Raw genomic sequence first — 23,913 nt, forward strand, 5'->3', positions numbered from 1 at the left:
TCTTAGGCCTTCACTCCGCCGCAACCATTCGCGGAAGCGGAACGTAAAGCCAGTCACGCAAACAGCATAATACGGTTCTTTGCAGATTGACTACCGCTACTGCATATTTTTCCCAAGAATGCCGGAGTGTTACGGCCTCGGCACCTCTAATCGGAATCTGGCAGGACCACCCTGGCCGAGCGGCATTTCCAGCTCGTGCAGGATCGTCTTGAGTTCGCTTTGCAACGTGTAGGGTGGGTTGACGATCAGGAGCCCGGCTGAGGTGAGCGCCGCGCCGTCAAGCTGTGGTGCGGCGCTGAATTCGAGCCGCAGACATTTTCCCGGGGTCTTTGCTGCGGCCGCGGTCCGCGCCACGAGTTGCGCCAGTGTGTCGGTGGCGCGCCGGCTCTTGGCGGGGTACCAGATTACATAGATACCGGTTGGCCATTTCGCGAACGCGGTGGAGAAAGCCTCGCCGAGTCTTTCGAACTCGTCCTTCGCCTCGAACGGCGGGTCGATCAGCACGAGTCCGCGCCGCTCCTTCGGCGGCACGAACGCCGGCAGCGCCACCCAGCCGTCGAGATCGACCACACGGGCCTGTTCGTCGCGTCGCAACACGTCGATCAACGCCTTGCGCGCCTTCGGCTCGAGCTCACACGCCACGAGCCGGTCCTGCGGCCGCATCAGGCCGCGCGCGATCAAGGGCGAACCCGGATAGACCTTGAGCTCGCCCTTCGGATTGAAGGCGCGAACGATGTCCATGTACGGCTTGGTCAGTGCGACTGTCTCGTTCGTGAGGCGCGCTTGCATCAGCCGCGCAATCCCCGTCAGCCACTCGCCGCTGCGGCGCGCCTCATCGCTGTCGAGATCATAGAGGCCGGCACCCGCATGGGTGTCGATGACGCGGAAGGCGGCCGGCTTGTCCTGCAAATAGATCAGGATGCGCGCCAGCACGATGTGCTTGATGACATCCGCGAAGTTGCCGGCGTGAAAGGCGTGGCGATAGTTCATGCAAGAGCACTACGCCACACGATGGCCTGAGCAAAGAGGCACGAGAGCCTGAATTACCCACCCCTGATCGGCGGCATCGTCACCTGGTCGCGGCGACAGGCGCGGCGGTCGAGTTCTTCGCAGGCGCGGAATTGCAAGTCCTTGCTGAGGCAGATGCGGACTTCGGAGAGCCGGGTGCGGTTGCAGGTGACCGAGACGGCGGCGTTGCTCAGGCCCGGATTGGCCTTGATGAAGGCTTCTTCCACCTCGCCCGGCGCCACCGTCTTGGCCTGTGACAGGTCGAGATATTCGGCCGGGATCTTGATCGCGGCGCGCGCCTTGCGGATCGTCTCGAAATAGTTGCGGTCGGTCAGCCCGGAGCAGGTGCCGTGCTTGTCCCATTCGTTGAAGATCAGGCCCGGCGCCGGCATCAAATCGAGCATCGAGGAGACGATGTTGCGGTTCAGCCGCGGCGATGGCCGCTGGCAATATTCAGGGAAGCCGTTCTCGTATTGCGGCCACAGCCCGTGCACCACGAAGGAATAGGGCCGCCCCTCGCACTGGATGTTTGAGCGCCCGCCGCCACGACCGCGCTCGGCCGCCTCTTCGCAGAAGGACGGCGACCAGGACAGCGACAGCACATAGAAATCGAATTCGCCGGGCGCGTTCTGCCGTTTGTCCTGCGCCTTCGCGCCGCCGGCCAGCGAGATCAGCCCGGCGGCAAGGGTCAGTGAGATCACAAGGCGGGAGAACGAATGCAATCTGGAATGAAACATGGCGACGCCCCTCAACTAGACTGTGCAATCAGCCTAGCAGGCAGCAAGAACATTTCAAGAACAAAATTCGAGCGATCGTCTATTGGCCCGAATCAGGGCCCTTCGACTTACGGCTTGGCGGCGCGGCAGGCCGGATTGTAGGCCCAGTTGCGATCGAGCCCGACCACGCACCATTCGACGCCCTGGCCGTAACCGGCAAAGCCGCCGTCCTCGACGATCGAGAAGTGCACCCTGCGCATCTTGCCGTCATTGAGCATGGCCTCGCCGGTGCAGTAGCGGCGCGGAATGTTGTCGGACGCCCAGGGCCGGAAGGCGGTCTCATGGACGGCCGCGAAGCCCTCGATCTTCAAAGGCGAATTCCAGAACGAGCTTTCCTTCTCGGAGAACTGGCTCGCGATCGTCGGCAGCGCCTTGTCGCAATCGGCGACATTGCCGTCATAACGCGGCCCGCTCAGCCAGAAATTCAACTCCAGTGGATTGGCGGCCCTGGCCTCACTGAGCGACAGCGCTCCGAACATGAGGCCGAGAACGGCGGCAAAACGAAGCGATTTCAGGGAGGTCGAGGCGCGCATGGGCAATCCAGACAGCATGATCTGCGAAGGTCGGACGGTGCCGCGAAGGGCGGGGGAGGTCAAGTGCAGCGCGGCAACACTTGGCCAGGACTTGATCACAACGTCGCAGTCTACAGGCCTTCCGTTCTTTCCACCGCAGCGCAGGCACCGTAAACTACCCTCCATCAATCGGAGTGACGGGAATGCGAATCATTGCGGCCGCGGGCCTTCTTGCCAGCCTGGCTATCTCGGGGATCATGGCGAGCCAGTCGGCGCGCGCCGACATCTTTCCGGTTCCGCCCTTCAAGGGCAACGACACCGGCGGCATCATCGCCTATTCCATGGCGACCCAGACCGATGCGCGCCAGGTCGCGGTCGATCACTGCGCGCGCTACGGCAAGGTGGCGAAATTCCTCGCGATGCAGGCCTATGAGGGCGGCTACATCTCGTTCTCGTGCCGCTGGGTGCCCTATGGCGCGGCCGACCGGCCGATCCGCACGCTCTACTGAGGCGTTTTCGGAACGCCGCGGTCACGCCAAAGAAAAGCTACGCCATCTCAGCCGGGAGTCTTTCGCATGACGCGCAAGCTTGCTTTGCTCGGATCAGCCGTTTGCCTCGTGTTGTCGGCAGGAAGCGTCTTCGCCGACGACCTGCCGGTGCGCAAGGCCGGTCTCTGGGAATTGAAGATGGTCAGGACCGGCTCCGCGATGCCGGAAATGACCATGCAGCACTGCACCGACGAGGCCGTCGACAAGGAGATGAACAACAACATCTCGCCGATGGCCAAGCAGGTCTGCTCCAAGCAGGACATCAAGAAGACCGCGACCGGCTATGTCAGTGATTCCGAGTGCAGCGTCGCCGGCATGTCCACGACCTCGCATGCCGAGATCACCGGCGATTTCAATTCGGCCTACACGGTGAAGACCTCGTCGCATGCGCAAGGTGGCGCGGTCGGTGCCGCGGGGCGCGACTCCACCATGACGCTCGAAGCGAAATGGCTCGGCGCATGCAAGCCCGACCAGAAGCCCGGCGACATCGTGATGCCGGGCGGCTTCAAGATGAACGTGCGCGACGTTGACAAGCTGAAGGCGCTGCTGCCGAAGTAAGCGGGGGCGGCGCCGCGAAATCGGTGCGCTCCCTCGCCCCGTTCTTACGGGGAGATGGTTGGGGTGAGGGGCTTCTCTCCACGCTTGAGATCGTCGAGGGACCTGTACCCCCTCACCCGGATCGCAAGAGCGATCCGACCTCCCCCCGCAAGCGGGGCGAGGTAAGAAAGAGCTACACCGGAATCCGCACACTCGCCCTTAATCCGCCCATCGGGCTGTCGCCGAGCGTGATGTCGCCGCCGTGCGAGCGGGCGATGTCGCGGGCGATCGCAAGCCCCAGGCCCGTGCCGCCTTCGTCCTGGTTGCGGGCGTTGTCCAGCCGCAGGAACGGCTTGAACACCTCCTCGCGCAAATGCACGGGAATGCCGGGGCCGTCGTCGTCGACCGTGACGGTGAGATAGCGGTGATCGCGCTGGCCGGAGATCGCGATGGCCTTGCCGTAGCGCGCGGCATTGGTGACGAGGTTGGCGAGGCAGCGCTTGAACGAGGCCGGCTTTACCGTGACCACGGGCAGGCCGCTGAATGTCACGGTCGCGGTGTGGCCGTGGCGTTCGGCGTCGCTGCGCAGCTCCTCGAGCGCCTGCGCCATGTCGGTCGGCTGCGACTGCTCGCCGGAATCGCCGCGGGCGAACGCAAGGTAGTCCTCCAGCATCATCGACATCTCGTCGACGTCCTTGCGCATGCCCTCGAGCTCGGGACTGTCGCCGATCAGCTCCAGCTCGAGCTTGAAGCGGGTCAGGATGGTGCGCAGATCGTGGCTGACGCCGGCGAGCATCGCGGTGCGCTGCTCCATCGCGCGTTCGATGCGCGACTTCATCTCGAGGAAGGCGCCCGCCGCGCGCCGCACCTCGCGCGCGCCGCGGGGCCTGAAGTTCGGCGCCTCGCGGCCCTTGCCGAAACTTTCCGCGGCGTCCGCAAGCCGCAGGATCGGCTTGATCTGGTTGCGCAGGAACAGCACCGACACGATCAGCAGGATCGAGGATGTGCCGACCATCCAGAACAGGAAGATTTCCGAGTTCGAGGCGTAGGCGGCGCTGCGCTGCGCGAACACGCGCATCACGGCATCGTCGAGCTGGATGCGGATCTCGACGAGGTTGGAGCGGCCGACCGTGTCGATCCAGAACGAGCGTCCGATCTGGCGGCCGAGCTGCACCGACAGCGTCTGGTCGAGCAGCGAGAAAAACGGTTTTGGTCCCGGCGGCGGCATGTCGCCGACGGGAAGAAAATCGACCACCAGCTGCATGCGCTCGGCGATGCGGCGCAGCTGCGCGCGGTCCTTGTCCTGCGGATAGCCTTTGTAGACGTCAATGAGGCTGGCGACGTCCTGCACCACGGCCTGCGACAGGCGCCGCGTCACCGTATTCCAGTGGCGCTCCATGAACACGAAGGCGACCACGGTCTGCAGGATCACCATCGGCACGATCATGATCAGCAGCGCGCGCGCATAGAGGCCGGTCGGCATCCAGCCCTTGAACGCGTTGCCCATCCAGCCATTGGCGGCAGAGACGCGCCCGGCGGCGCTTCGTAGCAGCGTCAGGCTGGTATCGATCGTGCTCATCGGTCGCGCTTCACTTGATTTATGGCGAGGCTACCAGCCGGTAGCCGATTCCGCGCACCGCCTGCAGAAACAGCGGATTGGCGGGATCGGTCTCGATCTTGCGCCGCAGGCGGTTGATCTGCACGTCGACCGCGCGCTCGTTGACGCTGCCATTGCCGGTCAGCGCACTGCGCGGAATGGTCTCGCCCGGCGTCTCCGAAAGAATCCGCAGCATCTCGCGTTCGCGGTCGGTGAGGTGGATGACCTCTTCGCCCTGGCGCAATTCGCCGCGCTCCAGATGGTAGACGTAGGGACCGAAGACAATCTTCTCCACCGCCACGGCCTGGACCGGCGGTGCCGCGCGCTTGAGGATGTTGTTGATGCGCAGCGCCAGCTCGCGCGGCTCGAACGGCTTTGCCACGTAATCGTCGGCGCCGATCTGAAGGCCCTCGATGCGGGCCTCGGCTTCATGGCGCGCCGTCAGCATCACGATCGGCACCGAGGAGGATGTGCGGATGAAGCGGGCAAGATCGAACCCGGTCTCGCCGGGCATCATGACGTCGAGGATGAGCAAGTCGAAATGCAGGCCCAGAAGCTTTGACCGCGCATCACCCGCGCTCGAAGCGGTGGTGACGCGATAGCCTTCAGCAGCGAGAAAGCGCGACAAGAGATCGCGGATGCGGCGATCGTCGTCGACCAGCAGCAGATGCGGGGCGTCGTCAGCCGGTTGCACCGGCGGGCGGGCGAGCGTGGCAGCGAGCGGCACGGTCACTCCTTTGAGTCTTGATTGGTGGCGAAGATCGTCTCCAGCACCTTGTCCGGATCGTCGCGGTCGATCATCGCGCGCAGGAAGCGCTTGACGGTCTCGGCATCCTGCGGCGCCAGCTCGGCGAGCGCCTTGGTGATCCGCGTGGTCTGGAGGCCGGCGAGCTTCTGCACCAGCGCCTCGCCCTTGGGCGTCGCGTAGAGCAGGCGCTGGCGGCGGTCATTGTCGCCGGTCTTCTGCACGATATAGTCCTCGTCCAGGAGCTGTTTGAGCACCCGGCCGAGCGACTGCTTTGTAATGCGCAGAACGTCGAGCAGGTCGGCGACCTTCAGGCCCGGATAGCGGTAGACGAAGTGCATGACCCGGTGATGGGCCCGGCCGAAGCCGAAAGCCTCCAGCTCCTGGTCGGGGTCGCCGACGAAATCACGATAGGCGAAGAACAGCAGCTCGATGATATCCCAGCGCAAATTGCCTCCAACGCCTGCCGCCGGCCGTGGCTCGGCAGCGTCTTGAGGGGGAGTCGCGAAATTTATGTCAGGCATATTGACGTATCTTGGGTTCAATGTTACAAAACGATCAGCCGGCACGAAATTTTAGATCGTTTCGCGTCGGGTGGCATTTCTGAGAGCGGCCCGAGTGAGCCGGACAGGCGGCGACGGCCGACGCAGATCTACCGTGCGATTGTCGAGCGGCATTTCGGCAAAACATACTGGACTTCCGCCTTCCGCAAAAGCATGTCCTCGACGGACATGCTGGCCACGGAAACCGGCCGTAACAAGGCTGGCGGTGGTTCGGCCAGAAACCACATCAAGCCAGCTGGGTCCGAAAACGGGCAGGCGGGCGCCAGAACAGCGCCGCTACCGGCAGCGGGAGGCAAGGACATGAGCATGAAATTCGACATCCAGCCCGCATCCAATCCGACTCCTGAGAAGGACCGGGTCGCCAAGCTGGTGGACCCCGGCTTCGGACGCGTCTTCACCGACCACATGGCGGTGGTCCGCTACAACCAGGCCAAGGGCGGCTGGTACGAGGCACGCATCGAGGCGCGCGCCAATTTCCAGATCGATCCGGCCGGCGCCGTCCTGCACTACGCCCAGGAAATCTTTGAGGGCCTGAAGGCCTACAAGCGCGACGACGGCGGCGTGAACCTGTTCCGCCCCGACGCCAATGCGCGGCGCTTCAAGGACTCCGCGGATCGCATGGCGATGGCGCAGATCCCCGAGGACGTCTTCATCGAGGCGGTCGAGCAGGTCGTGCGCATCGATCGGGCCTGGATGCCGGGCGGCGAGGGCAGCCTCTATCTGCGACCCTTCATGATCGCGAGCGAGACCTTCCTCGGTGTCAAGCCGTCGTCGGAATACATCTTTGCGGTGATCGCTTCGCCGGTTGGCTCCTACTTCAAGGGCGGACCTGCCCCGGTGTCGATCTGGGTTTCCGAGAATTACACGCGCGCGGCGATCGGCGGCACCGGCGCCGTCAAATGTGGTGGCAATTACGCCGCGAGCCTGCGCGCGCAGGCCGAAGCGATCCAGCACGGTTGCGACCAGGTCGTGTTCCTCGACGCGGTCGAGCGCCGCTACGTCGAGGAGCTCGGCGGCATGAACGTGTTCTTCGTGTTCGACGACGGCTCGCTGTCGACGCCGCCGCTCGGCACCATCCTGCCCGGCATCACCCGCGACTCCATCATTGCGCTCGCCCGCGATGCCGGAAAGACCGTGCGCGAGGAGCCGTACTCGCTCGACCAGTGGCGCAAGGATGCGGCCAGCGGCAGGCTGAAGGAGGCCTTCGCCTGCGGCACCGCCGCCGTGATCTCGCCGATCGGCAAGGTGCGTTCGGTCAGCGGCGATTTCGAGATCAGCGGCGGCGCTGCCGGCCCCGTCGCCATGGTCCTGCGCAAGCAGCTCGTCGACATCCAGTACGGCCGCACCAACGATCCGCACAGCTGGATCCGCAAGGTGTTTTGAGGCTCGATCTCTTCCCTTCTCCCCGCCTGCGGGGAGAGGGGCTGAGACTGCGGTTGCCGCATCGCGCGTCGGCTGGTAAACGCCCGCATGGCCGAAAAACCCAAAAAACCCCAGAAACTGAAGGCGCGCCTGCCGCGCGGGCTCGAGGATCGCGATCCCGCCGCGATCCGGGCGACGCGCGAGATGGTCGAGAAGATCCGCGCCATCTACGAGCTCTACGGGTTCGAGCCGGTGGAGACGCCGGCGATGGAATACACCGATGCGCTCGGCAAATTCCTGCCCGACCAGGACCGCCCCAACGAGGGCGTGTTCTCGTTCCAGGACGACGACGAGCAGTGGATCTCGCTGCGCTACGATCTGACTGCGCCGCTGGCGCGCTATGTCGGCGAGCGCTACGGCACCGACGGCCTGGTCCTGCCCTATCGCAGCTACCGCGTCGGCTACGTCTTCCGCAACGAGAAGCCCGGCCCCGGCCGCTTCCGCCAGTTCATGCAGTTCGATGCCGATACGGTCGGCTCGGCCACGCCGGCAGCGGATGCCGAGATCTGCATGATGGCAGCCGACACGATGGAAGCGCTTGGCGTCGCGCGCGGCCAGTACGTGGTGAAGGTGAACAACCGCAAGGTGCTCGACGGCGTTCTGGAAGCCATCGGGCTTGCGGGTGAGGAGAACGCGGGCCGCAGGCTGACCGTGCTGCGCGCCATCGACAAGCTCGACAAGTTTTCCGCCGACGAAGTGCGCAAATTGCTTGGCGCCGGACGATGGGATGGCGGCGAAGAAGGCAAGGGCGACTTCACGAAAGGCGCCAATCTGAGTGCGGCGGAGGCTGACGCCGTTCTCGCCATCACCAAGCCGCGCGATGATTGGAAAGAGGCCATTGCCGCGGCAGAAACCTACCTCGCCAAGAGCGAAATTGGTCAAGCCGGCGTGAGTGAGCTGGAAGAGATTGCCAAGCTGGTCACCGCGTCGGGTTACGGCGTCGACCGCATCAAGATCGATCCGTCCGTCGTGCGCGGCCTCGAATATTACACCGGCCCCGTCTACGAGGTCGAACTGCTGCTCGACACCAAGGACGAGAAGGGCCGCCCGGTGCGCTTCGGCTCCGTCGGCGGCGGCGGACGTTACGACGGCCTGGTCTCTCGCTTCCGCGGCGAGCCGGTGCCGGCGACCGGTTTCTCGATCGGCGTGTCGCGGCTGCAAGCTGCGTTGACCTTGCTCGGCAAGCTCGACACGCGCCCCGAGGTCGGCCCCGTCGTGGTCACGGTGTTCGACCGCGACCGCGTCGCCGACTATCAGAAGATGGTGGCGAGCTTGCGCACCGCCGGAATCCGCGCCGAGCTCTATCTCGGCAATCCCAAGAACATGGGCAACCAGCTCAAATATGCCGACCGCCGCAACTCACCCTGCGTGATCATCCAGGGTTCGGATGAAAAGGCGCGCGGCGAGCTGCAGATCAAGGACCTGGTCGAAGGCGCCAAGGCGGCTGCCGCGATCGCCTCCAACCAGGAATGGCGCGAGACGCGCCCCGCGCAGTTCTCGTGCAGCGAGGCCGACCTCGTCACGAAAGTGCGCGAGGTCCTGGCGCGCCATGACGTAAAGTGGGGATAGCCATTCCAGCAGGCCGTCCTGCCCGGGCTTGTCCCGGGCATCCACGTCCTGTTTGATGCGCACCTTCATGAACGATCGGGGTGTGCCCGGTCATCGCGACAGCAGTAGGGAGACGACAATGCCTGAGATCACCGTCAGCATGGCCGAAGGCCGCACCGACGAGCAGAAGGCCGGCATGATGCGCGACATCACGCAGGCACTGGTGAAGAATCTCGGCGTCGACGCCGATGCCGTCGTCATCCAGATCAACGAAGCGCCCCTCCGCCACAAGATGAAGGGCGGCAAGACTTTTGTGGAGCGTGCGGCGGCTGCGAAGAAGTAGGCAGCGCTGGTTCGGCATTCACCGTCGTCGTCCCGGCCTAGTGCGCAATTGCGCACGGGGGTCCGGGACGACACTGAGCAAAGCCCCATGGACGCACGCGACTTCATCACAATCGGCATGAACGCCGAGCGCACGCTGGTGGTGCCGGCCGAGCGCACGGTCGGGCATTTCGTGCCCGGCATGCCTTTTGTTTATGCGACCCCGATGATGATCCTCGAGATGGAGATGACGTCGGGCGATGCGATCCGTTCCGTGCTCCAGCCGGGCTGGGTCACCGTCGGCACCGAGGTCGACATTCGTCATCTCGCAGCAGCGCTCGTTGGCGCGACGGTACGGACCACCGCGAAAGTGATCGCGGTTGAGCGCCGCGTCATCCGCTTCGAGGTCGAGGCCTTCGAGGGCACGCGCAAGCTCGGCGAAGGCCGTCATGCGCGCGGGCTCGTGAATGTCGAGATGTTCAACAAGCGGTTGGGCGCGTAGCGGGCTACTTCGCCAATTCCTTCGACCGCTTCGTCGCCGCCGCAATCGCGCGGATCATCAGGTCGCGCAGGCCGGGCTCGCCCATCAGCACGCCGAGGGCTGCGGCCGTGGTGCCGCCGGGTGAGGTGACGTTCTGGCGCAGCGTGCTGGAGGGAAGTTCCGACTGGTGCAGCAGCTCGCCGGAGCCCGCGACCGTTTCACGCGCGAGCTTTGTCGCGAGTGCCTCGGGCAGTCCCGCTTCGACGCCGGCGCGCGCGAGTTCTTCGGCGAGCAGGAACACATAGGCGGGGCCCGAGCCAGAGACGGCGGTCACCGCATCCATCAGGCCTTCATCCTCGACCCATTCGACCGAGCCGGTGGCGCGCAGCAATGCGTCGGCCACCGCACGCTGGCCAGCGCTGACGTTCTTCGCAGCAACAGCCACCGTGATGCCGCGGCCGATCGCGGCCGGCGTGTTCGGCATCGCGCGCACCACGGCGCCGCCGCAGACCTCCTCGAGCGAGAGAATCGTGGTTCCCGCCATGATCGAGACCACGGAGGTCTTTTCCGAGACGAATGATTTCAGCTTGGCGCCGGCCTCGCGGAACAACTGCGGCTTCACCGCGACGACCATCGTCTCGACCTGGCCTGCCGCCTTCACGTCCGGATTGAGCGCGACGCCCTTGGCGGCCAGCGCGGTGATCTCGGGCGAAAGATGCGGATCGACCACCGCGACGCGTCGCGGATCGAGCCCTCCAGCCAGCCACCCGGTCAGCATCGCGCCGCCCATCTTGCCGGCGCCGGCGAGCAGGATGGTGCCGGTGATGTTTTGGAGAGTGTTGTTGTTTGCCACTGCGATCACCCAAGCAAAAGGTGTCGTCCCTGCGAACGCAGGGACCCATAACCACAGGGGGTTCTAGTAGATGGAGGTGTCGGCAACAAGCCGCGTGCCACAAGCGAAATCACGCGGTATGGGTCCCGGATCTGCGCTTCGCTTGTCCGGGACGACGTGAGGAGAGGGCGTTGGCTCCCTCACTTCTTGAATCCTACGCTTCGCCCACCGTATCAAACATCGCGGCGTCCATCGCCTGCGCGGTGGTCTTGCCAGCCCACACCACGAACTGGAACGCCGGAAAATAACGTTCGCAGGCGTGGATGGCGCCGGCGAGCATGGCTTCGCATTGCGCGGTCGAGGCGGTCAGCCCGCCCGGCAGCACCAGCGCCTGGCGGTGCATGATCATGCCGGTGTTGCTCCACAGGTCGAAATGGCCGATCCACAATTGCTCGTTGATCGCGGCGACGAGCCGCTGCACCTCGCCGCGGCGCGCGACCGGAATCTTCATGTCGAATGCGCAGGCGAGATGCAGCGCTTCGATCTCGCCCATCCAGGTGAACGAGATCTGGTAGTCGGTCCATTGTCCCTTCGAGACAATGGTCAGTTCGTCTTCGCCGGAGCGTTCGAACGGCCAGTTGTTGCTGGCAGCGATATCCTCGACCACCGCGAGCGGATGGCTTTTGGAATCGATAGCGCCTTCGAGCAGGGACATGCCGTCTCGACCTCTTGCCTTTTTGTTGTCTTTGATACGCACGCGGTTGGTCCGGCGCGCGCTCCCTTAGATATCGCTAAGGAGATCCCCTCGGAGTCGCTGTTGCGATCCCGTGATCAGCGCGGGCTTGTCGCGGATCAACTGATGTGATTTGCGGAATCTGCGCAACCGGGTCCCGAGTCCGTCCACAAGCCAGGACTCGTTCGTCCACAGCTCATCTCGGCCACAATTATTAACGAAAGGAACAAATCGGAATCGGACTCCCGGACCGCGCACCAATCGTTAATTCCGCCCCGCGAGGGCCAGCCAGCCATAGCGGCATGGGACCATGCAATTTTTTGCTGCGGAACACGCTTGCTGCGGCCCCGGACCGGCGTCATATTTCCGTTCAGGCCGTTCATCCCGGACGGCCGATGTTCTCAGGGCGGGGTGAAAGTCCCCACCGGCGGTAAGGGCCGAAAGGTCTAAGCCCGCGAGCGCCTTCCCCAAGGGGTTTCCTGAAAAGGATTTTCTCCAAAGGAAAGGGTCAGCAGATTCGGTGCAACTCCGAAGCCGACGGTTAAAGTCCGGATGAAAGAGAACGGTCGGTGGCAGACGCATCGCAGGATGCGGCTGTTTGTCGTTCCGTGTGCCCTGATTCTGGTCCTTTGAAGGAAAGCCATGAATCAGATGTTGCAAGATCCCCAAACCGAAACGTCCCAGACAACCCAGCCGCCGGTTCCAGTTGATCCGCCGGCGACCGAGCATCCGCGTTTTGCAAAGCCGCAGCGGGTGGCCTTCGTGCAGGCCTGCTGGCACCGCGACGTGGTCGAGGAAGCCCACATCGCCTTCATCAAGGAGGCCGAGGCGCGCCATCTCACCCATGTCGACGTGTTCGAGGTGCCGGGCTCGTTCGAGATCCCGCTGCATGCGCAGGTCCTCGCCAAGACGCGGCGCTACACCGCGATCGTCGCGGCCGGCCTTGTCGTTGACGGTGGCATCTATCGCCACGAATTCGTCGCCGACACCGTGATCAAGGCGCTGATGGACGTGCAGCTGCGCACCGAGGTGCCGGTGTTCTCGGCCGTGCTGACGCCGCAGCAATTCCACGAGACCGAAGTGCACTACGATTTCTTCCGCAGGCACTTTGCGATCAAGGGCGTCGAGGTCGCGGCCGCCTGTGCGGAGACGCTGCTCGGCCTGGAGCGCCTGCGCGGCCAGGTCGCGGCGGGGATTGTGTGAGGGGGCGCGGGCATGCTCGCTCCTCATCCTGACGAGCGCGCTCTCGCGCGCGTCTCGAAGGATGAAAGGCCCCGCTGCTTCAGCTGGGCCTGCATGGTTCGAGACGGCGCTTGCGCGCCTCCTCACCATGAGGGTCTGGCACTGTGCCAAGTCACACGCCGCTGATTGTCAATCCCGCCGCCGTCCCTATACAGTCGGCGGCGGGAGGAGGCCGTGCCGTGGAGACGGGCGGCCGACAAGATCATGTTCGAAGGACACGATCCCTATCTCGTCGCGCTCTCTGTGGCGATCGCGAGTCTGGGTGGCTATACCGGCTTTGCGCTTGCTGCTCGCATCCGCAACACGCCCGGCGTCAGCAACCGCGTTCTGCTTGCGGGGGCGGCTGTGTTTCTTGCCGTCGGCATCTGGACCATGCATTTCGTCGGCATGCTGGCCGCGCCGCTGCCGCCGGACACGGTCTATCTCGTTCTTCCCACCATCATCTCGTTCCTGATCTGCGCGCTGGTGGTCGGCATCTCGCTTTTCTTTGTCTCGATCGGCGAGCCGAGCTTGAAGCGCGTGGCGTCGTCGGCGGTGCTGCTCGGCGCGGGCATTGCGAGCATGCATTATGTCGGGATCCACGGGCTGGCTGGCCCGTTCGGCATCGTGCACGACCCGATCATGGTCCTTCTGTCGGTCGTCGTGGCCATCGTCACGGCCTATGGCGGCCTGCGCGCTTTCCTGGCGCAGCAGGAGGGCGTTCGGCTGATCGTCAGCTCGATTGTTTTTGGTATGGCCGTCTCCGGCATGCATTACACCGCGATGCTGGGCATGCATTTCGAGCCGCTGACCGGCGCGGCGCATCACCATGCCGGCGGCGGCCTTGCCGCGTCGCAACAAATCCTGTCGATCATCGTCGCGGTGCTGTGCTTCGTCATTGCTGCCGGCTTCTTGCTGTCGCTCGTGCCCGATCAACGCCGACAGGCTTCGGCTCCTGTTGCCGTTGATCCGGTTGCTCCGTCGGTCGCGCCGGCCGTGGTCGAACCGGTTGCCGTATCCGCCGCCCCTCCGCGGCCAATGGCGCCGCTCGGCGGCCTCGGTCAGCCGCCGCGCGCGCCGGTTCCCCGGCTGCCGGTCGAAAGCTCCGACGGGACGCATTTCATTGAAACGGCGAACGTCCGCAGCGTGCGCGCCGATGCGCATTACACCCGCGTCCATGACGGCACGCGGGAGCGGATGTGCCCCTGGTCGATCTCGGAGGCCGAGGCCCAGCTCGATCCCTCGCTGTTCCTGCGGGTGCACCGCAGCCACATCGTCGCCATTCCCCATGTCGCGCTGGTCCGCAAAGAGGGCGACGGCGCCGTGCTCGAGCTCGACGGCCCCTCGCCGCACCGGGTGCCGGTGAGTCGGGCCAAGATCGCCGAGGTGAAGGCGAGGTTGGGGCTGGTGAACCGGCGGCAGGCGTAGGGGTCTAGCCGCGCGGGAAGTGCGCGCCCTCTCCCGCTTGCGGGAGAGGGTTGGGGAGAGGTATCTCCGCAGAGAGACTCCCGGAGAGGAGAGAGCCCCCACCCGGCGCTTCGCCATAGCCGAGGCTTCGCCCCGGCGTCTCTTAAGAGCCGGCCGCTGTGGGCGGCCTATGCCTCCCCCGCAAGCGGGGGAGGTTGCACCGAGATCGCGGCTCATACGTCGCCACACCTGACGCAATTCGTGCGCTTCCACCCGCAACTCGTGCGAAATCCGCTGTTCCGTGCCCCAGCGATTGCGGCTTGCCCGGTGCGGAGTGACCGTCCCCTCCAACGTCCGCGCCGTCACGCGCAAGGACGACGAGGAGGAGATGATGATCCCGGGCTCATTCAACTATCACCGGCCGGCGAGTGTCGCCGATGCCGTCAAACTCTTGGTGGACCTCGGCGAGGATGCGCGGCCACTGGCCGGCGGGCACAGCCTGGTGCCGATGATGAAGCTTCGGCTCGCCACCCCCGCCCATCTGATCGATCTGCATGGCATCGCCGCCCTGAAGGGCATCAGCCGTAACGGCAACAACCTCGTTATCGGCGCGATGACCACCCAGCACGAGCTGCTGGCCTCCGACGAGGTCGCAAAGTCGATGCCGATCCTGCACGAGGCGGCGCTGCTGATCGCCGATCCGCAGGTGCGCTACCGCGGCACGATCGGCGGCAATGTCGCCAATGGCGATCCCGGCAACGACATGCCGGCGCTGATGATGACGCTGGGCGCGAGCTACCGCCTCGAAGGTGCGGGCGGAGCCCGTGACATCGCCGCCGCCGACTTCTACCAGGGCGCCTATTTCACCGCGCTCGAGCCCGGCGAGATCCTGACCTCGATCTCGGTCCCCGTGCCGGCGGCCGGTCACGGCTACGCCTACGAAAAGCTCAAGCGCAAGGTTGGCGACTACGCCACCGCGGCTGCGGCCGTCGTGCTCACCATGTCCGGCGGCAAAGTCGCGACCTGCGCGATTGGCCTCACCAATGTTCACGAGACGCCGCTGCTCGCCGCTGACGCGGCCAAGGCCGTGATCGGAACCAGCCTCGATGCGGCCACGCTGAAGAAGGCGGCCGCCGCGGCCTCGGCGATCATGGCGCCGGCTGCGGATGCGCGCGGTCCGGTCGAATACCGAAAACATGTCGGCGGCATCATGGTGACGCGGGCGCTGCAACGCGCAGCTAGCCGAGCGAAGTAAGGGGAGGGGACCAATGGCCAAAACACACGTGACCATGAAGGTGAACGGCGCGGAGGTCGAAGGCCTCGTCGAGCCGCGCACGCTGCTGGTGCACTTCATCCGCGAAAATCTGCAGCTGACCGGTACCCATATCGGCTGCGAGACCACCCATTGCGGCGCCTGCACCGTCGATATCGACGGCATGTCGGTAAAGTCCTGCACCATGTTCGCAGTGCAGGCCCAGGGAAGCGACATCACCACGATCGAAGGCATGGCCAATGCCGACGGCACGCTGTCGGCGCTGCAGGAAGGTTTTCGCATGATGCACGGCCTGCAATGCGGCTTCTGCACGCCCGGCATGATTGTCCGCGCGCATCGCCTCTTGAAGGAAAATCCCTCGCCGAGCGAACCGGAAATCCGGATGGGCATCTCCGGCAACATCTGCCGCTGCACCGGCTACCAGAACATCGTCAAGGCCATTCAATACGCGAGCGCCAAGATCAACGGCGTGGAATTCCAGGAGGCTGCGGAATGAACGACCTCACTCCCACGCGGGAACAACGCACCGCCGCACTCGAAGGCATGGGCTGCAAGCGCAAGCGCGTCGAGGACATCCGCTTCACCCAAGGCAGGGGAAATTACGTCGACGACGTCAAGCTGCCCGGCATGCTGCATGGCGACTTCGTCCGCTCGCCGCATCCGCATGCGCGCGTCAAGAAGATCGACGACAGCGCAGCGCTGAAGGTCCCCGGCGTGCTCGCAGTCATCACCGCCGAGACGCTGAAGACCGTCAACCTCGCCTGGATGCCGACCTTGGCCGGCGACGTGCAAATGGTTCTGGCCGACGGCAAGGTTCTGTTCCAGAACCAGGAGGTCGCCTTCGTCGTCGCCACCGACCGCTATGCGGCCGATGACGGCATCAACGCTGTGATCGTCGAATACGAGCCGCTGCCGCCATTGGTCGATCCTTTCAAAGCGATGAATGCGGATTCGCCGGTGCTGCGCGAGGACCTCGTCGGCAAGATGTCCGGCGCGCATGGTCCGCGCAAGCACGACAACCACATTTTTGAGTGGACCGTCGGCGACAAGGAGCTGACCGACGCGGCCTTCAACAAGGCCGAGGTCAAGATCAAGGAGCTGATCTCCTATCACCGCACCCATCCGTCGCCGCTGGAGACCTGCCAGTGCGTCTGCTCTTTCGACAAGATCAAGGGCGAGCTGACCATCTATGGCACGTTCCAGGCCCCGCACGTGATCCGCACGGTCGTCGCGCTGATCGCAAAGCTGCCGGAGCACAAGATCCATGTGATCGCCCCCGACATCGGCGGCGGTTTCGGCAACAAGGTCGGCGCCTATCCCGGCTATATCTGTGCGGCCGTGGCCTCCATCGTCACCGGCAAGCCGGTGAAATGGGTCGAGGACCGCATCGAGAATCTGACCGCGACCTCGTTTGCGCGCGACTATCACATGACCACCGAGATCGCCGCGACGAAAGAAGGCAAGGTCACGGGTCTGCGCGTGCACGTGCTCGCCGATCACGGCGCATTCGATGCCTGCGCCGATCCGTCGAAATGGCCGGCCGGCTTCTTCAACATCGTCACCGGCTCCTATGACTTCCCGACCGCGCATCTGGCTGTCGACGGCGTCTACACCAACAAGGCGCCCGGTGGCGTCGCCTACCGTTGCTCGTTCCGCGTCACGGAGGCGGCCTACTGCATCGAGCGCGCCATGGATATTTTGGCGCAGAAGCTCAACATGGATCCGGCTGAGCTGCGGCTGAAGAACTTCATCAAGCCGGAGCAGTTTCCGTATCACTCGGCGCTGGGCTGGGAATACGATTCCGGCGACTACCACACCGCCATGCGCAAGATGATGGAGGCCACAGGTTACGCTGCACTCCGCAAGGAGCAGGCGGAGAAGCGGGCCGCGTTCGCCCGTGGCGAGACCCGCGACATCATGGGCCTCGGCATCTCCTTCTTCACCGAGATCGTCGGCGCCGGCCCCTCGAAGAATTGCGACATTCTCGGCATTGCCATGTTCGACTCCTGCGAGATCCGCATGCACCCGACCGGAGCCGGCATCGCGCGGGTCGGGTCCAAGAGCCAGGGCCAGGGCCACGAGACCACCTGGGCCCAGATCATCGCCACCGAAATCGGCATTCCCGCCGACAACATCATGGTCGAGGAGGGCAACACCGACACCGCGCCTTACGGGCTCGGCACCTACGGGTCGCGCTCGACGCCGGTCGCCGGTGCCGCAATCGCGATGGCTGCGCGAAAGATCAAGGCCAAGGCGCAGATGATCGCCGCCTACAAGCTCGAGGTCCACGAGGACGATCTCGAATTCGACATCGACGGTTTCCGGGTCAGGGGCCTGCAGGAGAAATTCATGTCGATGAAGGATATCTGCTGGGCGGCGTACAATTCCGTGCCGCCGGGCATGGAGCCGGGGCTGGAAGCGGTGAGCTACTACGACCCGCCCAACATGACCTATCCGTTCGGGGCCTATCTCTGCGTGATGGACATCGACGTTGACACCGGCGTGTACAAGGTCCGGCGTTTCTACGCGCTCGACGACTGCGGCACGCGCATCAACCCGATGATCATCGAGGGCCAGGTGCATGGCGGTCTCACCGAAGCCTTCGCGATCGCGATGGGCCAGGAGATCCGCTACGACGAGGTCGGCAATGTTGTCACCGGCTCGTTCATGGACTTCTTCATGCCGACCGCGGTCGAGACGCCGCATTGGGAGACCGATTTCACCGTCACCCCGTCGCCGCATCATCCGATCGGCGCCAAGGGCGTCGGCGAAAGCCCGAATGTCGGCGGCGTGCCGGCCTTCTCCAACGCCGTCAACGACGCGTTCTCGTTCCTGGGCGCGACGCACATCCAGATGCCCCACGACTTCTGGCGCAACTGGAAGGCGGCGAAGGACCTGGGCGCGGTGGCCTAGCCATGAAAGGCCGTGACGAGATCGCGCAAGCGCTGGCTGCATCGGGTTACATCGCCGATACGGACCTCGCGACCGCGGTCTCGCTGATGCAATTGTTGCGGCGTCCGCTGTTGCTCGAGGGCGAGGCGGGCGTCGGCAAGACCGAGGTGGCGAAGGCGCTCGCCAAGGTGCATGCGACCGAGCTGATCCGGTTGCAATGCTATGAAGGGCTCGACCAGTCCGCCGCGCTTTACGAGTGGAACTACCAGCGCCAGTTGCTGGTGATCCAGGCTCATCGCGGCACCGACAGCATCGAGGACCAGGTGTTCTCGGAGAAATATCTGCTCGAGCGTCCCTTGCTCGCCGCGATCCGCCGCCCAAATGCGCCGGTGCTGCTGATCGACGAGATCGACCGCGCCGACGACGAGTTCGAGGCGTTCCTGCTGGAGCTGCTGTCCGATTTCCAGGTCTCGATCCCCGAGCTCGGCACCATTCCCGCCATTACCATCCCGCACGTCGTGCTGACGTCGAACGGCACGCGCGAGCTCTCCGACGCGTTGCGCCGGCGCTGCCTCTATCATTATGTCGACTATCCCGACGTCGATCGGGAAACCCGCATCATCCTGGCGCGCGTCGCGGGCGCGAGCCCGTCGTTGTCGCTCCAGATCGCGCGCATGGTCGAAGGCGTACGCAAGGAGGAGCTGCGCAAGGTGCCGGGCGTCGCAGAGACGCTGGACTGGGCTGCGGCGCTGGTCGGTCTCGACGTCCGCGATCTCCACGACGCGCCCGAGACCGTGCATGAGACGCTGGTCTGCCTGCTGAAGACCCACGAGGACCGCGCCCGTGTCACGCCCGAGGTGACGCAGCGCCTGCTGGGGAGGGTCGCATGAGCTGCTGCGGCTCCAGCCCTGGTTACGACGATCTCAACGAGGTCTCCCGCCTCGTCTCCGCGAAGCTTGCCGCTTTCCTGCGCACCTTGCGCGATGCCGGCTTCCGCGTTGGGCTCGCCGAAGGGCAGGATGCGGCGACGCTGATGTCGGCGGGCTATGCGGCGCGACCGGGCCTGCTGCGCGCCGCGTTCAAGCATCTGTTTTCGGCGCGCAAATCCGACTGGGACAAGTTCGACGGGCTGTTCGATGCGTTCTGGCTGGGCAAGCGCGTGCGCTCGCGCTCTCGCACGATTGGCTCGGTGCCCGGCGCCAGCAATCCATCGCTGAAGAGTTTGCAGGATACGGCCGCCGAGCAGGGCAGCAGCCAATCCGTCACCGATCAGCTTCCGTCCTCCGATGGCGCACCGGAAGGCCGTTCCGGCGAGGGCCGCATGGAAGGCGCCTCGCGCGCGGAGAATCTTGCTGAAGTCGATTTCCGAAAGCTCAGCGATCCCGATCAGGTCGCACAGGCCCATGAAGCCGCGGCACAGCTCGCCAAGGCGATGCGTACGCGGCTGACCCGGCGCGATCTGGCGCGCCGGCGCGGCTATCGGCTCGATCTCCGCCGCACCATCCATCGCAACATCAGCCATGGCGGTGTGCCGATCGCGCTCGTGAAACGCCAGCGCAAGGACAAGCCGCTGCGGCTCGTCGTGCTGCTCGATGCCTCCGGCTCGATGAGTATGTACACCTCCGTGTTCCTGCGCTTCATCCATGGCGTGCTCGACCAGTTTCGCGAGGCCGAGGCGTTTTTGTTTCACACGCGCCTCGCCTACGTCTCCGATGCGATGAAGGAGAGGGACGCCGGCCGTGCGCTCGACCGGCTCTCGATCATGGCGCAGGGCGCGGGCGGCGGCACGAAAATCGGTGAGTCCTTACAAACCTTCAACCGCTGGCATGCCGCGCGAGTCATTCATTCGCGCAGCTGCGTGATGATCGTGTCCGACGGTTACGAAACTGGTGACGCCGCATTGCTCGGCCGCGAAATGGCGGCGCTGCATCGCCGCTGCCGCCGCATCGTCTGGCTCAATCCGATGATGGCGTGGGAGGGCTATACGCCGGAGGCGCGGGGTATAAGAGCGGCGCTGCCGCATGTCGATCTCTATGCGCCCGCGAATTCGCTGCAAAGCCTGCGTGCGCTCGAACCCTATCTGGCCAGGCTCTGAGGGATGTTGCGATGACCGCTCATGTCGAGGTGCTGGATCTCGTGGCGCAGATGAAGGCCGCCGAGCGCGCCTTCGTGCTCGCGACGGTGGTGCGGACGGTGTCGGTGACCGCGGCGAAGGCTGGCGCCAAGGCGATCATCGCGGCCGACGGCACCATCGTCGCGGGTTGGATCGGCGGCGGCTGCGCCAAAGGCGCGGTGCTGAAGGCGGCGCGCGAGGCGCTCGCCGACGGCGAGCCGCGCATGGTCTCGGTGCAGCCGGAAAACCTGCTGGCCGAGCTCGGCGTCAGCGCGGGCGAGAGCCGCGACGGTGTTCGCTTCGCCAGCAACATGTGCCCAAGCAAGGGCACCATGGACATTTTTGTCGAGCCGGTGCTGCCGCATCCCTCGCTGGTCATTCTCGGCGCAAGCCCGGTGGCGCTGTCGCTCGCCGCGCAGGCGCGCGTGCTCGGCTATTACGTCACGCTCGCCGCGCCTGCCGCCGATCTCACCGCGCAGCCGGATGCCGATGCGATCATCGACGGCTACCAGCTCGGCGAGCTGAACGACGCCAAACGCTTCGTCGTGGTCTCGACACAAGGCAAGGGCGACGAGGCCGCCTTGCGCGCGGCGATCGCGACCAAGGCCTGTTATCACGCCTTCGTCGGCAGCCGTCGCAAGATGGCAGCGCTGCGCGCAAAGCTCCTCGCGGAGGGCGCCAGTACTGCGGCGATCGATGATTTCAAGGCACCGGCCGGGCTCGATCTCGGCGCCATCACGCCCGAGGAGATCGCAATGTCGATCCTCGCCGAGATCACTGTGGAACGAAGGCACGGCCAGCGCGCCGCCAATCAATCAGCAAGCAGAGAGTGATCGATCATGCAGATGAACGACAGCCAGCGTATACCGGCGTCACGCGAGCAGGTGTGGGCGGCGCTGAACGATCCCGCTGTGCTGAAGCACTGCATCCCCGGCTGCCAGTCGCTCGACGTGACCGCGCCGAACGAGATGACGGCGACGGTGGTCTTCAAGGTCGGCCCGGTAAAAGCGACATTCAGCGGCAAGGTGACGCTATCCGACTTCGATCCGCCCAACTCCTACCGCATCTCGGGCGAGGGTTCCGGCGGCGTCGCCGGTTTTGCGAAAGGTGGCGCACTGGTGCGTCTGGAATCCGAAGGCGCCGATGTCACGGTGCTGCATTACGAGGTCGACGCGCAGATCGGCGGCAAGCTCGCGCAGTTGGGTGCCCGGCTGATCAACTCGACCGCGACGAAGCTTGCCGGAGAGTTTTTCAAGTCGTTTGCGGACGTGGTGAGCGCGAAAGCAGAAGCGGGCTGAAACTCACGCTTCGCTCCGCTCCGGCTTGAGCAACCGGTAATGCAGCCGTGCGTAGCCGCCGAGCCACCGGACTGCCGTATTGAGTCCCAGCGCCAGCAATGCAGCGAACCCTGCGCCTGTGGTGACCAGCGCGACGCCTGCGAGCCCGCGCAAGATCAGCTCGACGATCCGTCCGTCGCCAAAATGCTTGTAGATGCTGATCAGCAAGCCGATGCCGACGATCCCGAGCACGCACATCACGAAGGCGATCACGAGCAGGATGAGAAGCACGGCGAGCAGCAGCGGCAGCAGCAGGACGATGTCGACCACGGCGAGGCCACTGAGCGCAAACAGCGCGGCCGTGGAGTTGCGGAAGGAGTGATGGTTCTCCCACCGCCGCAATCCCGTCTCGGCGCGCAGCTCGCGTGCCAGCCGTCTGGGGTCGCCAAGTGCGGAGGCGACCTCCTGCTCGGTCCGGCCTGAGGCACGGGCCTCCTCGAAATGGGCGGCGTAGTCGGCCAGGATGTCGTCGATCTCGGCCGCGGGCAGTCCCGCGAGCCCATCGCCGAGGATGTGAAGGAAGTCGGCGCGGTTCATTTGGAATCTCCGAGCAGCCTGTCCACGGCATCCGAAAAACTTCGCCATTCGCGCTTCTGCGCGGTGAAGGCGGCGCGGCCCGCGGCCGTCAGCCGATAATATTTGCGCGACGGCCCGCTATTGGATTCCTCGAGGCGGGTGTCGACCAGCCCGTCATCCTGCATGCGCCGCATCAGCGGATAGATCGTTCCTTCACCCATGCCGACGCCAGCCGACAGCGTACTCGCGATCTCATAGGCATAGCTCTCGCCGCGCGCGAGCAGAGCGAGCACGCAGAGCTCCAGCGCGCCCTTCTTGAGCTGAACCTGATTCGTCGAGTCGGCCATTTCCTCCTTGACTACACCGCTTTCGAGAGAGCTTATATAGCAAGGTACTGTGTATTGCAAGGTACCTGTGTATACCCATTACGGAGGAATCGACTATGGCTTCTCTCAACCGTCGTCATCTGCTGGCTGCGCTTGGCGCGAGCGTGATCCTGCCGCGGGCCATGCCTGCGCTTGCCGCATCGTCCGATACCGCGGAGCGCCTCGCCGGGCTCATTCAGGCCGGAAAGGTGCCCGGTCTGCATGTGCTCCTGGTCAGCCAGGGCGGCAAGCTCGTGTTCGAGCATTACGGGCGGGGCGCAGACGAGCGTTTGGGCGCTCCGCTCGGCGACGTCGTCTTTGGCCCCGACGTGCTGCACGATTTGCGCTCTGTCTCCAAGAGCGTCGTCGGCCTCGCCTATGGCATTGCGCTCGCGGAAGGCAAGGTGCCGCCGCCCGACGCAAAGCTCTACGCGCAGTTTCCGGAATATGCCGATCTCGCCGCGCAGCCCGGCCGTGACAAGATCACGATCCACCATGTGCTCTCGATGACGCTTGGCTTCGAATGGGACGAGCTTGCGATCGTCTACGGCGATCCACGCAACGCCGAGACGGCGATGGAAACCGCGCCTGACCGCTATCGGTTCATTCTCGAACATCCGATCGTCGGCGAGCCCGGCGCGAAGTGGACCTATTGCGGCGGCGCGACTGCACTGCTCGGCCGGCTCATTGCCAGGGGCACCGGCGAAGCCCTGCCGGCCTATTGCCGCCGCGTGTTGTTCGATCCGATGGGCTTTGGCCCGTCCGACTGGCGCGTTGGCCGTGACGGCGAACCGCGCGCTGCGTCAGGCGCAGGTCTCTTGCCGCGCGACCTCGTCAAGTTCGGTCAACTCCTGCTGGCCGACGGCAAATGGGACGGTCGACAGGTCGTTCCGTCCGACTGGGTGAAGCGCGTGACCACACCGGTCGTCCCGACCCGCTTTGGCCGCGATTACGGCTATCACTGGTACGTCGGCGATTTCGCCACGGCGCAGCCCCTGCATTGGTTCGGCGGTGTCGGCTGGGGCGGCCAATATCTGTTCGTGATGCCGGCGCGCGATCTCGTCGTGGTGATCCACTGCGGAAACTATCAGCGATCCGGCCAGGAGCAGACCGCCGTGATGCTCGCTCTGATGAAGGAGTTGGTGCTGCCGGGCTTTGCCTGAATC

The 23,913-nt window shown here is 64.9% G+C and carries 26 protein-coding genes and 1 riboswitch; of the genes, 16 read left to right on the forward strand and 10 right to left on the reverse strand.

Annotation, left to right across the window (positions count from 1 at the left end; all coding sequences use genetic code 11):
- Positions 1–129 precede the first annotated feature (129 nt).
- The 3 genes from FXB40_RS39350 to FXB40_RS39360 form a co-directional block, all read right to left on the reverse strand.
- Positions 130–990, reverse strand: coding sequence for a 23S rRNA (adenine(2030)-N(6))-methyltransferase RlmJ (locus tag FXB40_RS39350; RefSeq protein WP_148777645.1), 861 nt, complete (start codon positions 988–990; stop codon positions 130–132).
- Positions 991–1,043: 53 nt separating this feature from the next.
- Complete coding sequence (locus FXB40_RS39355) at positions 1,044–1,745, reverse strand: ribonuclease T2 family protein (RefSeq protein ID WP_148777646.1); 702 nt, start codon at positions 1,743–1,745, stop codon at positions 1,044–1,046.
- A gap of 107 nt (positions 1,746–1,852) precedes the next feature.
- Positions 1,853–2,317: a hypothetical protein gene (locus tag FXB40_RS39360; protein ID WP_148777647.1), complete on the reverse strand. Its 465-nt coding sequence runs from the start codon at positions 2,315–2,317 to the stop codon at positions 1,853–1,855.
- Between the two features lie 182 nt (positions 2,318–2,499).
- Between FXB40_RS39360 and FXB40_RS39365 the strand changes: the two genes are divergently transcribed.
- On the forward strand, positions 2,500–2,805 hold the full coding sequence (locus FXB40_RS39365; protein WP_148777648.1) for a hypothetical protein: 306 nt from the start codon (positions 2,500–2,502) through the stop codon (positions 2,803–2,805).
- Between the two features lie 66 nt (positions 2,806–2,871).
- Positions 2,872–3,402, forward strand: coding sequence for a DUF3617 domain-containing protein (locus FXB40_RS39370; RefSeq protein ID WP_148777649.1), 531 nt, complete (start codon positions 2,872–2,874; stop codon positions 3,400–3,402).
- Between the two features lie 172 nt (positions 3,403–3,574).
- Here the strand turns inward: FXB40_RS39370 and FXB40_RS39375 are convergent, their stop codons facing one another.
- From FXB40_RS39375 to FXB40_RS39385, 3 genes are read right to left on the reverse strand one after another with little or no spacing between them, the layout of a single operon-like run.
- Positions 3,575–4,960 carry an ATP-binding protein gene (locus FXB40_RS39375; protein WP_148777650.1) on the reverse strand — a complete coding sequence of 462 codons (1,386 nt, stop codon included), beginning with the start codon at positions 4,958–4,960 and terminating at the stop codon, positions 3,575–3,577.
- A 19-nt stretch (positions 4,961–4,979) separates the two neighbouring features.
- Complete coding sequence (locus tag FXB40_RS39380; protein WP_148777651.1) at positions 4,980–5,711, reverse strand: response regulator; 732 nt, start codon at positions 5,709–5,711, stop codon at positions 4,980–4,982.
- Positions 5,708–6,247: a MarR family winged helix-turn-helix transcriptional regulator gene (locus FXB40_RS39385; protein ID WP_187437464.1), complete on the reverse strand. Its 540-nt coding sequence runs from the start codon at positions 6,245–6,247 to the stop codon at positions 5,708–5,710. The genes FXB40_RS39380 and FXB40_RS39385 overlap by 4 nt, the downstream gene beginning before the upstream one ends.
- Before the next feature lie 339 nt (positions 6,248–6,586).
- Between FXB40_RS39385 and FXB40_RS39390 the strand changes: the two genes are divergently transcribed.
- From FXB40_RS39390 to FXB40_RS39405, 4 genes are all read left to right on the forward strand, one after another.
- On the forward strand, positions 6,587–7,669 hold the full coding sequence (locus FXB40_RS39390) for a branched-chain amino acid aminotransferase (RefSeq protein ID WP_148777653.1): 1,083 nt from the start codon (positions 6,587–6,589) through the stop codon (positions 7,667–7,669).
- A gap of 87 nt (positions 7,670–7,756) precedes the next feature.
- The gene (gene hisS, locus FXB40_RS39395) at positions 7,757–9,277 is read left to right on the forward strand and encodes a histidine--tRNA ligase (RefSeq protein WP_148777654.1); all 1,521 of its coding nucleotides are present in this window, start codon (positions 7,757–7,759) and stop codon (positions 9,275–9,277) included.
- 67 nt (positions 9,278–9,344) lie between these two features.
- Positions 9,345–9,599, forward strand: coding sequence for a tautomerase family protein (locus FXB40_RS39400; protein ID WP_283813012.1), 255 nt, complete (start codon positions 9,345–9,347; stop codon positions 9,597–9,599).
- Between the two features lie 87 nt (positions 9,600–9,686).
- On the forward strand, positions 9,687–10,079 hold the full coding sequence (locus tag FXB40_RS39405; protein ID WP_148777655.1) for a thioesterase family protein: 393 nt from the start codon (positions 9,687–9,689) through the stop codon (positions 10,077–10,079).
- Positions 10,080–10,083: 4 nt separating this feature from the next.
- Here FXB40_RS39405 and proC read toward each other — a convergent pair whose 3' ends face one another.
- A complete protein-coding gene (proC, locus tag FXB40_RS39410; protein ID WP_246208244.1) occupies positions 10,084–10,911 on the reverse strand; it encodes a pyrroline-5-carboxylate reductase in 828 nt (275 codons plus the stop codon).
- A 193-nt stretch (positions 10,912–11,104) separates the two neighbouring features.
- Positions 11,105–11,605 (reverse strand): type III secretion system chaperone family protein, encoded by a 501-nt coding sequence (locus FXB40_RS39415; protein WP_148777657.1) that lies wholly within the window; start codon positions 11,603–11,605, stop codon positions 11,105–11,107.
- 411 nt (positions 11,606–12,016) lie between these two features.
- Positions 12,017–12,191, forward strand: a riboswitch (FMN riboswitch).
- A 74-nt stretch (positions 12,192–12,265) separates the two neighbouring features.
- On the opposite strand from FXB40_RS39415, the gene FXB40_RS39420 reads away from it, so the two are divergent.
- From FXB40_RS39420 to FXB40_RS39460, 9 genes are all read left to right on the forward strand, one after another.
- Entirely contained in the window at positions 12,266–12,826 is a 561-nt protein-coding gene (locus FXB40_RS39420) for a 6,7-dimethyl-8-ribityllumazine synthase (protein WP_148777658.1), read from the forward strand.
- A 243-nt stretch (positions 12,827–13,069) separates the two neighbouring features.
- A complete protein-coding gene (locus FXB40_RS39425) occupies positions 13,070–14,272 on the forward strand; it encodes an MHYT domain-containing protein (RefSeq protein WP_148777696.1) in 1,203 nt (400 codons plus the stop codon).
- 370 nt (positions 14,273–14,642) lie between these two features.
- The gene (locus FXB40_RS39430; RefSeq protein WP_148777697.1) at positions 14,643–15,506 is read left to right on the forward strand and encodes an FAD binding domain-containing protein; all 864 of its coding nucleotides are present in this window, start codon (positions 14,643–14,645) and stop codon (positions 15,504–15,506) included.
- Between the two features lie 13 nt (positions 15,507–15,519).
- Entirely contained in the window at positions 15,520–16,020 is a 501-nt protein-coding gene (locus FXB40_RS39435) for a (2Fe-2S)-binding protein (protein ID WP_148777659.1), read from the forward strand.
- Positions 16,017–18,437 carry an aerobic carbon-monoxide dehydrogenase large subunit gene (locus FXB40_RS39440; RefSeq protein WP_148777660.1) on the forward strand — a complete coding sequence of 807 codons (2,421 nt, stop codon included), beginning with the start codon at positions 16,017–16,019 and terminating at the stop codon, positions 18,435–18,437. Before FXB40_RS39435 ends, FXB40_RS39440 begins: the two co-directional genes overlap by 4 nt.
- A 2-nt stretch (positions 18,438–18,439) precedes the next feature.
- Positions 18,440–19,306, forward strand: a complete 867-nt coding sequence (locus FXB40_RS39445) for an AAA family ATPase (protein ID WP_148777661.1) — start codon at positions 18,440–18,442, stop codon at positions 19,304–19,306.
- Entirely contained in the window at positions 19,303–20,511 is a 1,209-nt protein-coding gene (locus FXB40_RS39450) for a vWA domain-containing protein (RefSeq protein WP_148777662.1), read from the forward strand. The genes FXB40_RS39445 and FXB40_RS39450 overlap by 4 nt, the downstream gene beginning before the upstream one ends.
- An 11-nt stretch (positions 20,512–20,522) precedes the next feature.
- Positions 20,523–21,362, forward strand: a complete 840-nt coding sequence (locus FXB40_RS39455; protein ID WP_148777663.1) for an XdhC family protein — start codon at positions 20,523–20,525, stop codon at positions 21,360–21,362.
- 6 nt (positions 21,363–21,368) lie between these two features.
- Positions 21,369–21,827: an SRPBCC family protein gene (locus FXB40_RS39460; RefSeq protein WP_148777664.1), complete on the forward strand. Its 459-nt coding sequence runs from the start codon at positions 21,369–21,371 to the stop codon at positions 21,825–21,827.
- Positions 21,828–21,830: 3 nt separating this feature from the next.
- Here FXB40_RS39460 and FXB40_RS39465 read toward each other — a convergent pair whose 3' ends face one another.
- Positions 21,831–22,403 carry a DUF1700 domain-containing protein gene (locus FXB40_RS39465; RefSeq protein ID WP_148777665.1) on the reverse strand — a complete coding sequence of 191 codons (573 nt, stop codon included), beginning with the start codon at positions 22,401–22,403 and terminating at the stop codon, positions 21,831–21,833.
- On the reverse strand, positions 22,400–22,729 hold the full coding sequence (locus FXB40_RS39470) for a PadR family transcriptional regulator (RefSeq protein ID WP_148777666.1): 330 nt from the start codon (positions 22,727–22,729) through the stop codon (positions 22,400–22,402). The genes FXB40_RS39465 and FXB40_RS39470 overlap by 4 nt, the downstream gene beginning before the upstream one ends.
- Positions 22,730–22,824: 95 nt before the next feature.
- Here FXB40_RS39470 and FXB40_RS39475 point away from each other — a divergent pair, with 95 nt between their 5' ends.
- The gene (locus FXB40_RS39475) at positions 22,825–23,910 is read left to right on the forward strand and encodes a serine hydrolase domain-containing protein (RefSeq protein WP_210352226.1); all 1,086 of its coding nucleotides are present in this window, start codon (positions 22,825–22,827) and stop codon (positions 23,908–23,910) included.
- Positions 23,911–23,913: the final 3 nt, after the last annotated feature.

Source organism: Bradyrhizobium rifense, assembly GCF_008123425.1.
Lineage (GTDB): Bacteria > Pseudomonadota > Alphaproteobacteria > Rhizobiales > Xanthobacteraceae > Bradyrhizobium > Bradyrhizobium rifense.

Coding starts and splice junctions, on each gene's coding strand:
- FXB40_RS39350 (WP_148777645.1), bottom strand. CDS start 990: ATGAACTATCGCCACGCCTTTCACGCCGGCAACTTCGCGGATGTCATC.
- FXB40_RS39355 (WP_148777646.1), bottom strand. CDS start 1,745: ATGTTTCATTCCAGATTGCATTCGTTCTCCCGCCTTGTGATCTCACTG.
- FXB40_RS39360 (WP_148777647.1), bottom strand. CDS start 2,317: ATGCGCGCCTCGACCTCCCTGAAATCGCTTCGTTTTGCCGCCGTTCTC.
- FXB40_RS39365 (WP_148777648.1), top strand. CDS start 2,500: ATGCGAATCATTGCGGCCGCGGGCCTTCTTGCCAGCCTGGCTATCTCG.
- FXB40_RS39370 (WP_148777649.1), top strand. CDS start 2,872: ATGACGCGCAAGCTTGCTTTGCTCGGATCAGCCGTTTGCCTCGTGTTG.
- FXB40_RS39375 (WP_148777650.1), bottom strand. CDS start 4,960: ATGAGCACGATCGATACCAGCCTGACGCTGCTACGAAGCGCCGCCGGG.
- FXB40_RS39385 (WP_187437464.1), bottom strand. CDS start 6,247: ATGCCTGACATAAATTTCGCGACTCCCCCTCAAGACGCTGCCGAGCCA.
- FXB40_RS39390 (WP_148777653.1), top strand. CDS start 6,587: ATGAGCATGAAATTCGACATCCAGCCCGCATCCAATCCGACTCCTGAG.
- hisS (WP_148777654.1), top strand. CDS start 7,757: ATGGCCGAAAAACCCAAAAAACCCCAGAAACTGAAGGCGCGCCTGCCG.
- FXB40_RS39400 (WP_283813012.1), top strand. CDS start 9,345: ATGAACGATCGGGGTGTGCCCGGTCATCGCGACAGCAGTAGGGAGACG.
- FXB40_RS39405 (WP_148777655.1), top strand. CDS start 9,687: ATGGACGCACGCGACTTCATCACAATCGGCATGAACGCCGAGCGCACG.
- FXB40_RS39415 (WP_148777657.1), bottom strand. CDS start 11,605: ATGTCCCTGCTCGAAGGCGCTATCGATTCCAAAAGCCATCCGCTCGCG.
- FXB40_RS39420 (WP_148777658.1), top strand. CDS start 12,266: ATGAATCAGATGTTGCAAGATCCCCAAACCGAAACGTCCCAGACAACC.
- FXB40_RS39425 (WP_148777696.1), top strand. CDS start 13,070: ATGTTCGAAGGACACGATCCCTATCTCGTCGCGCTCTCTGTGGCGATC.
- FXB40_RS39430 (WP_148777697.1), top strand. CDS start 14,643: ATGATCCCGGGCTCATTCAACTATCACCGGCCGGCGAGTGTCGCCGAT.
- FXB40_RS39435 (WP_148777659.1), top strand. CDS start 15,520: ATGGCCAAAACACACGTGACCATGAAGGTGAACGGCGCGGAGGTCGAA.
- FXB40_RS39440 (WP_148777660.1), top strand. CDS start 16,017: ATGAACGACCTCACTCCCACGCGGGAACAACGCACCGCCGCACTCGAA.
- FXB40_RS39445 (WP_148777661.1), top strand. CDS start 18,440: ATGAAAGGCCGTGACGAGATCGCGCAAGCGCTGGCTGCATCGGGTTAC.
- FXB40_RS39450 (WP_148777662.1), top strand. CDS start 19,303: ATGAGCTGCTGCGGCTCCAGCCCTGGTTACGACGATCTCAACGAGGTC.
- FXB40_RS39455 (WP_148777663.1), top strand. CDS start 20,523: ATGACCGCTCATGTCGAGGTGCTGGATCTCGTGGCGCAGATGAAGGCC.
- FXB40_RS39460 (WP_148777664.1), top strand. CDS start 21,369: ATGCAGATGAACGACAGCCAGCGTATACCGGCGTCACGCGAGCAGGTG.
- FXB40_RS39465 (WP_148777665.1), bottom strand. CDS start 22,403: ATGAACCGCGCCGACTTCCTTCACATCCTCGGCGATGGGCTCGCGGGA.
- FXB40_RS39470 (WP_148777666.1), bottom strand. CDS start 22,729: ATGGCCGACTCGACGAATCAGGTTCAGCTCAAGAAGGGCGCGCTGGAG.
- FXB40_RS39475 (WP_210352226.1), top strand. CDS start 22,825: ATGGCTTCTCTCAACCGTCGTCATCTGCTGGCTGCGCTTGGCGCGAGC.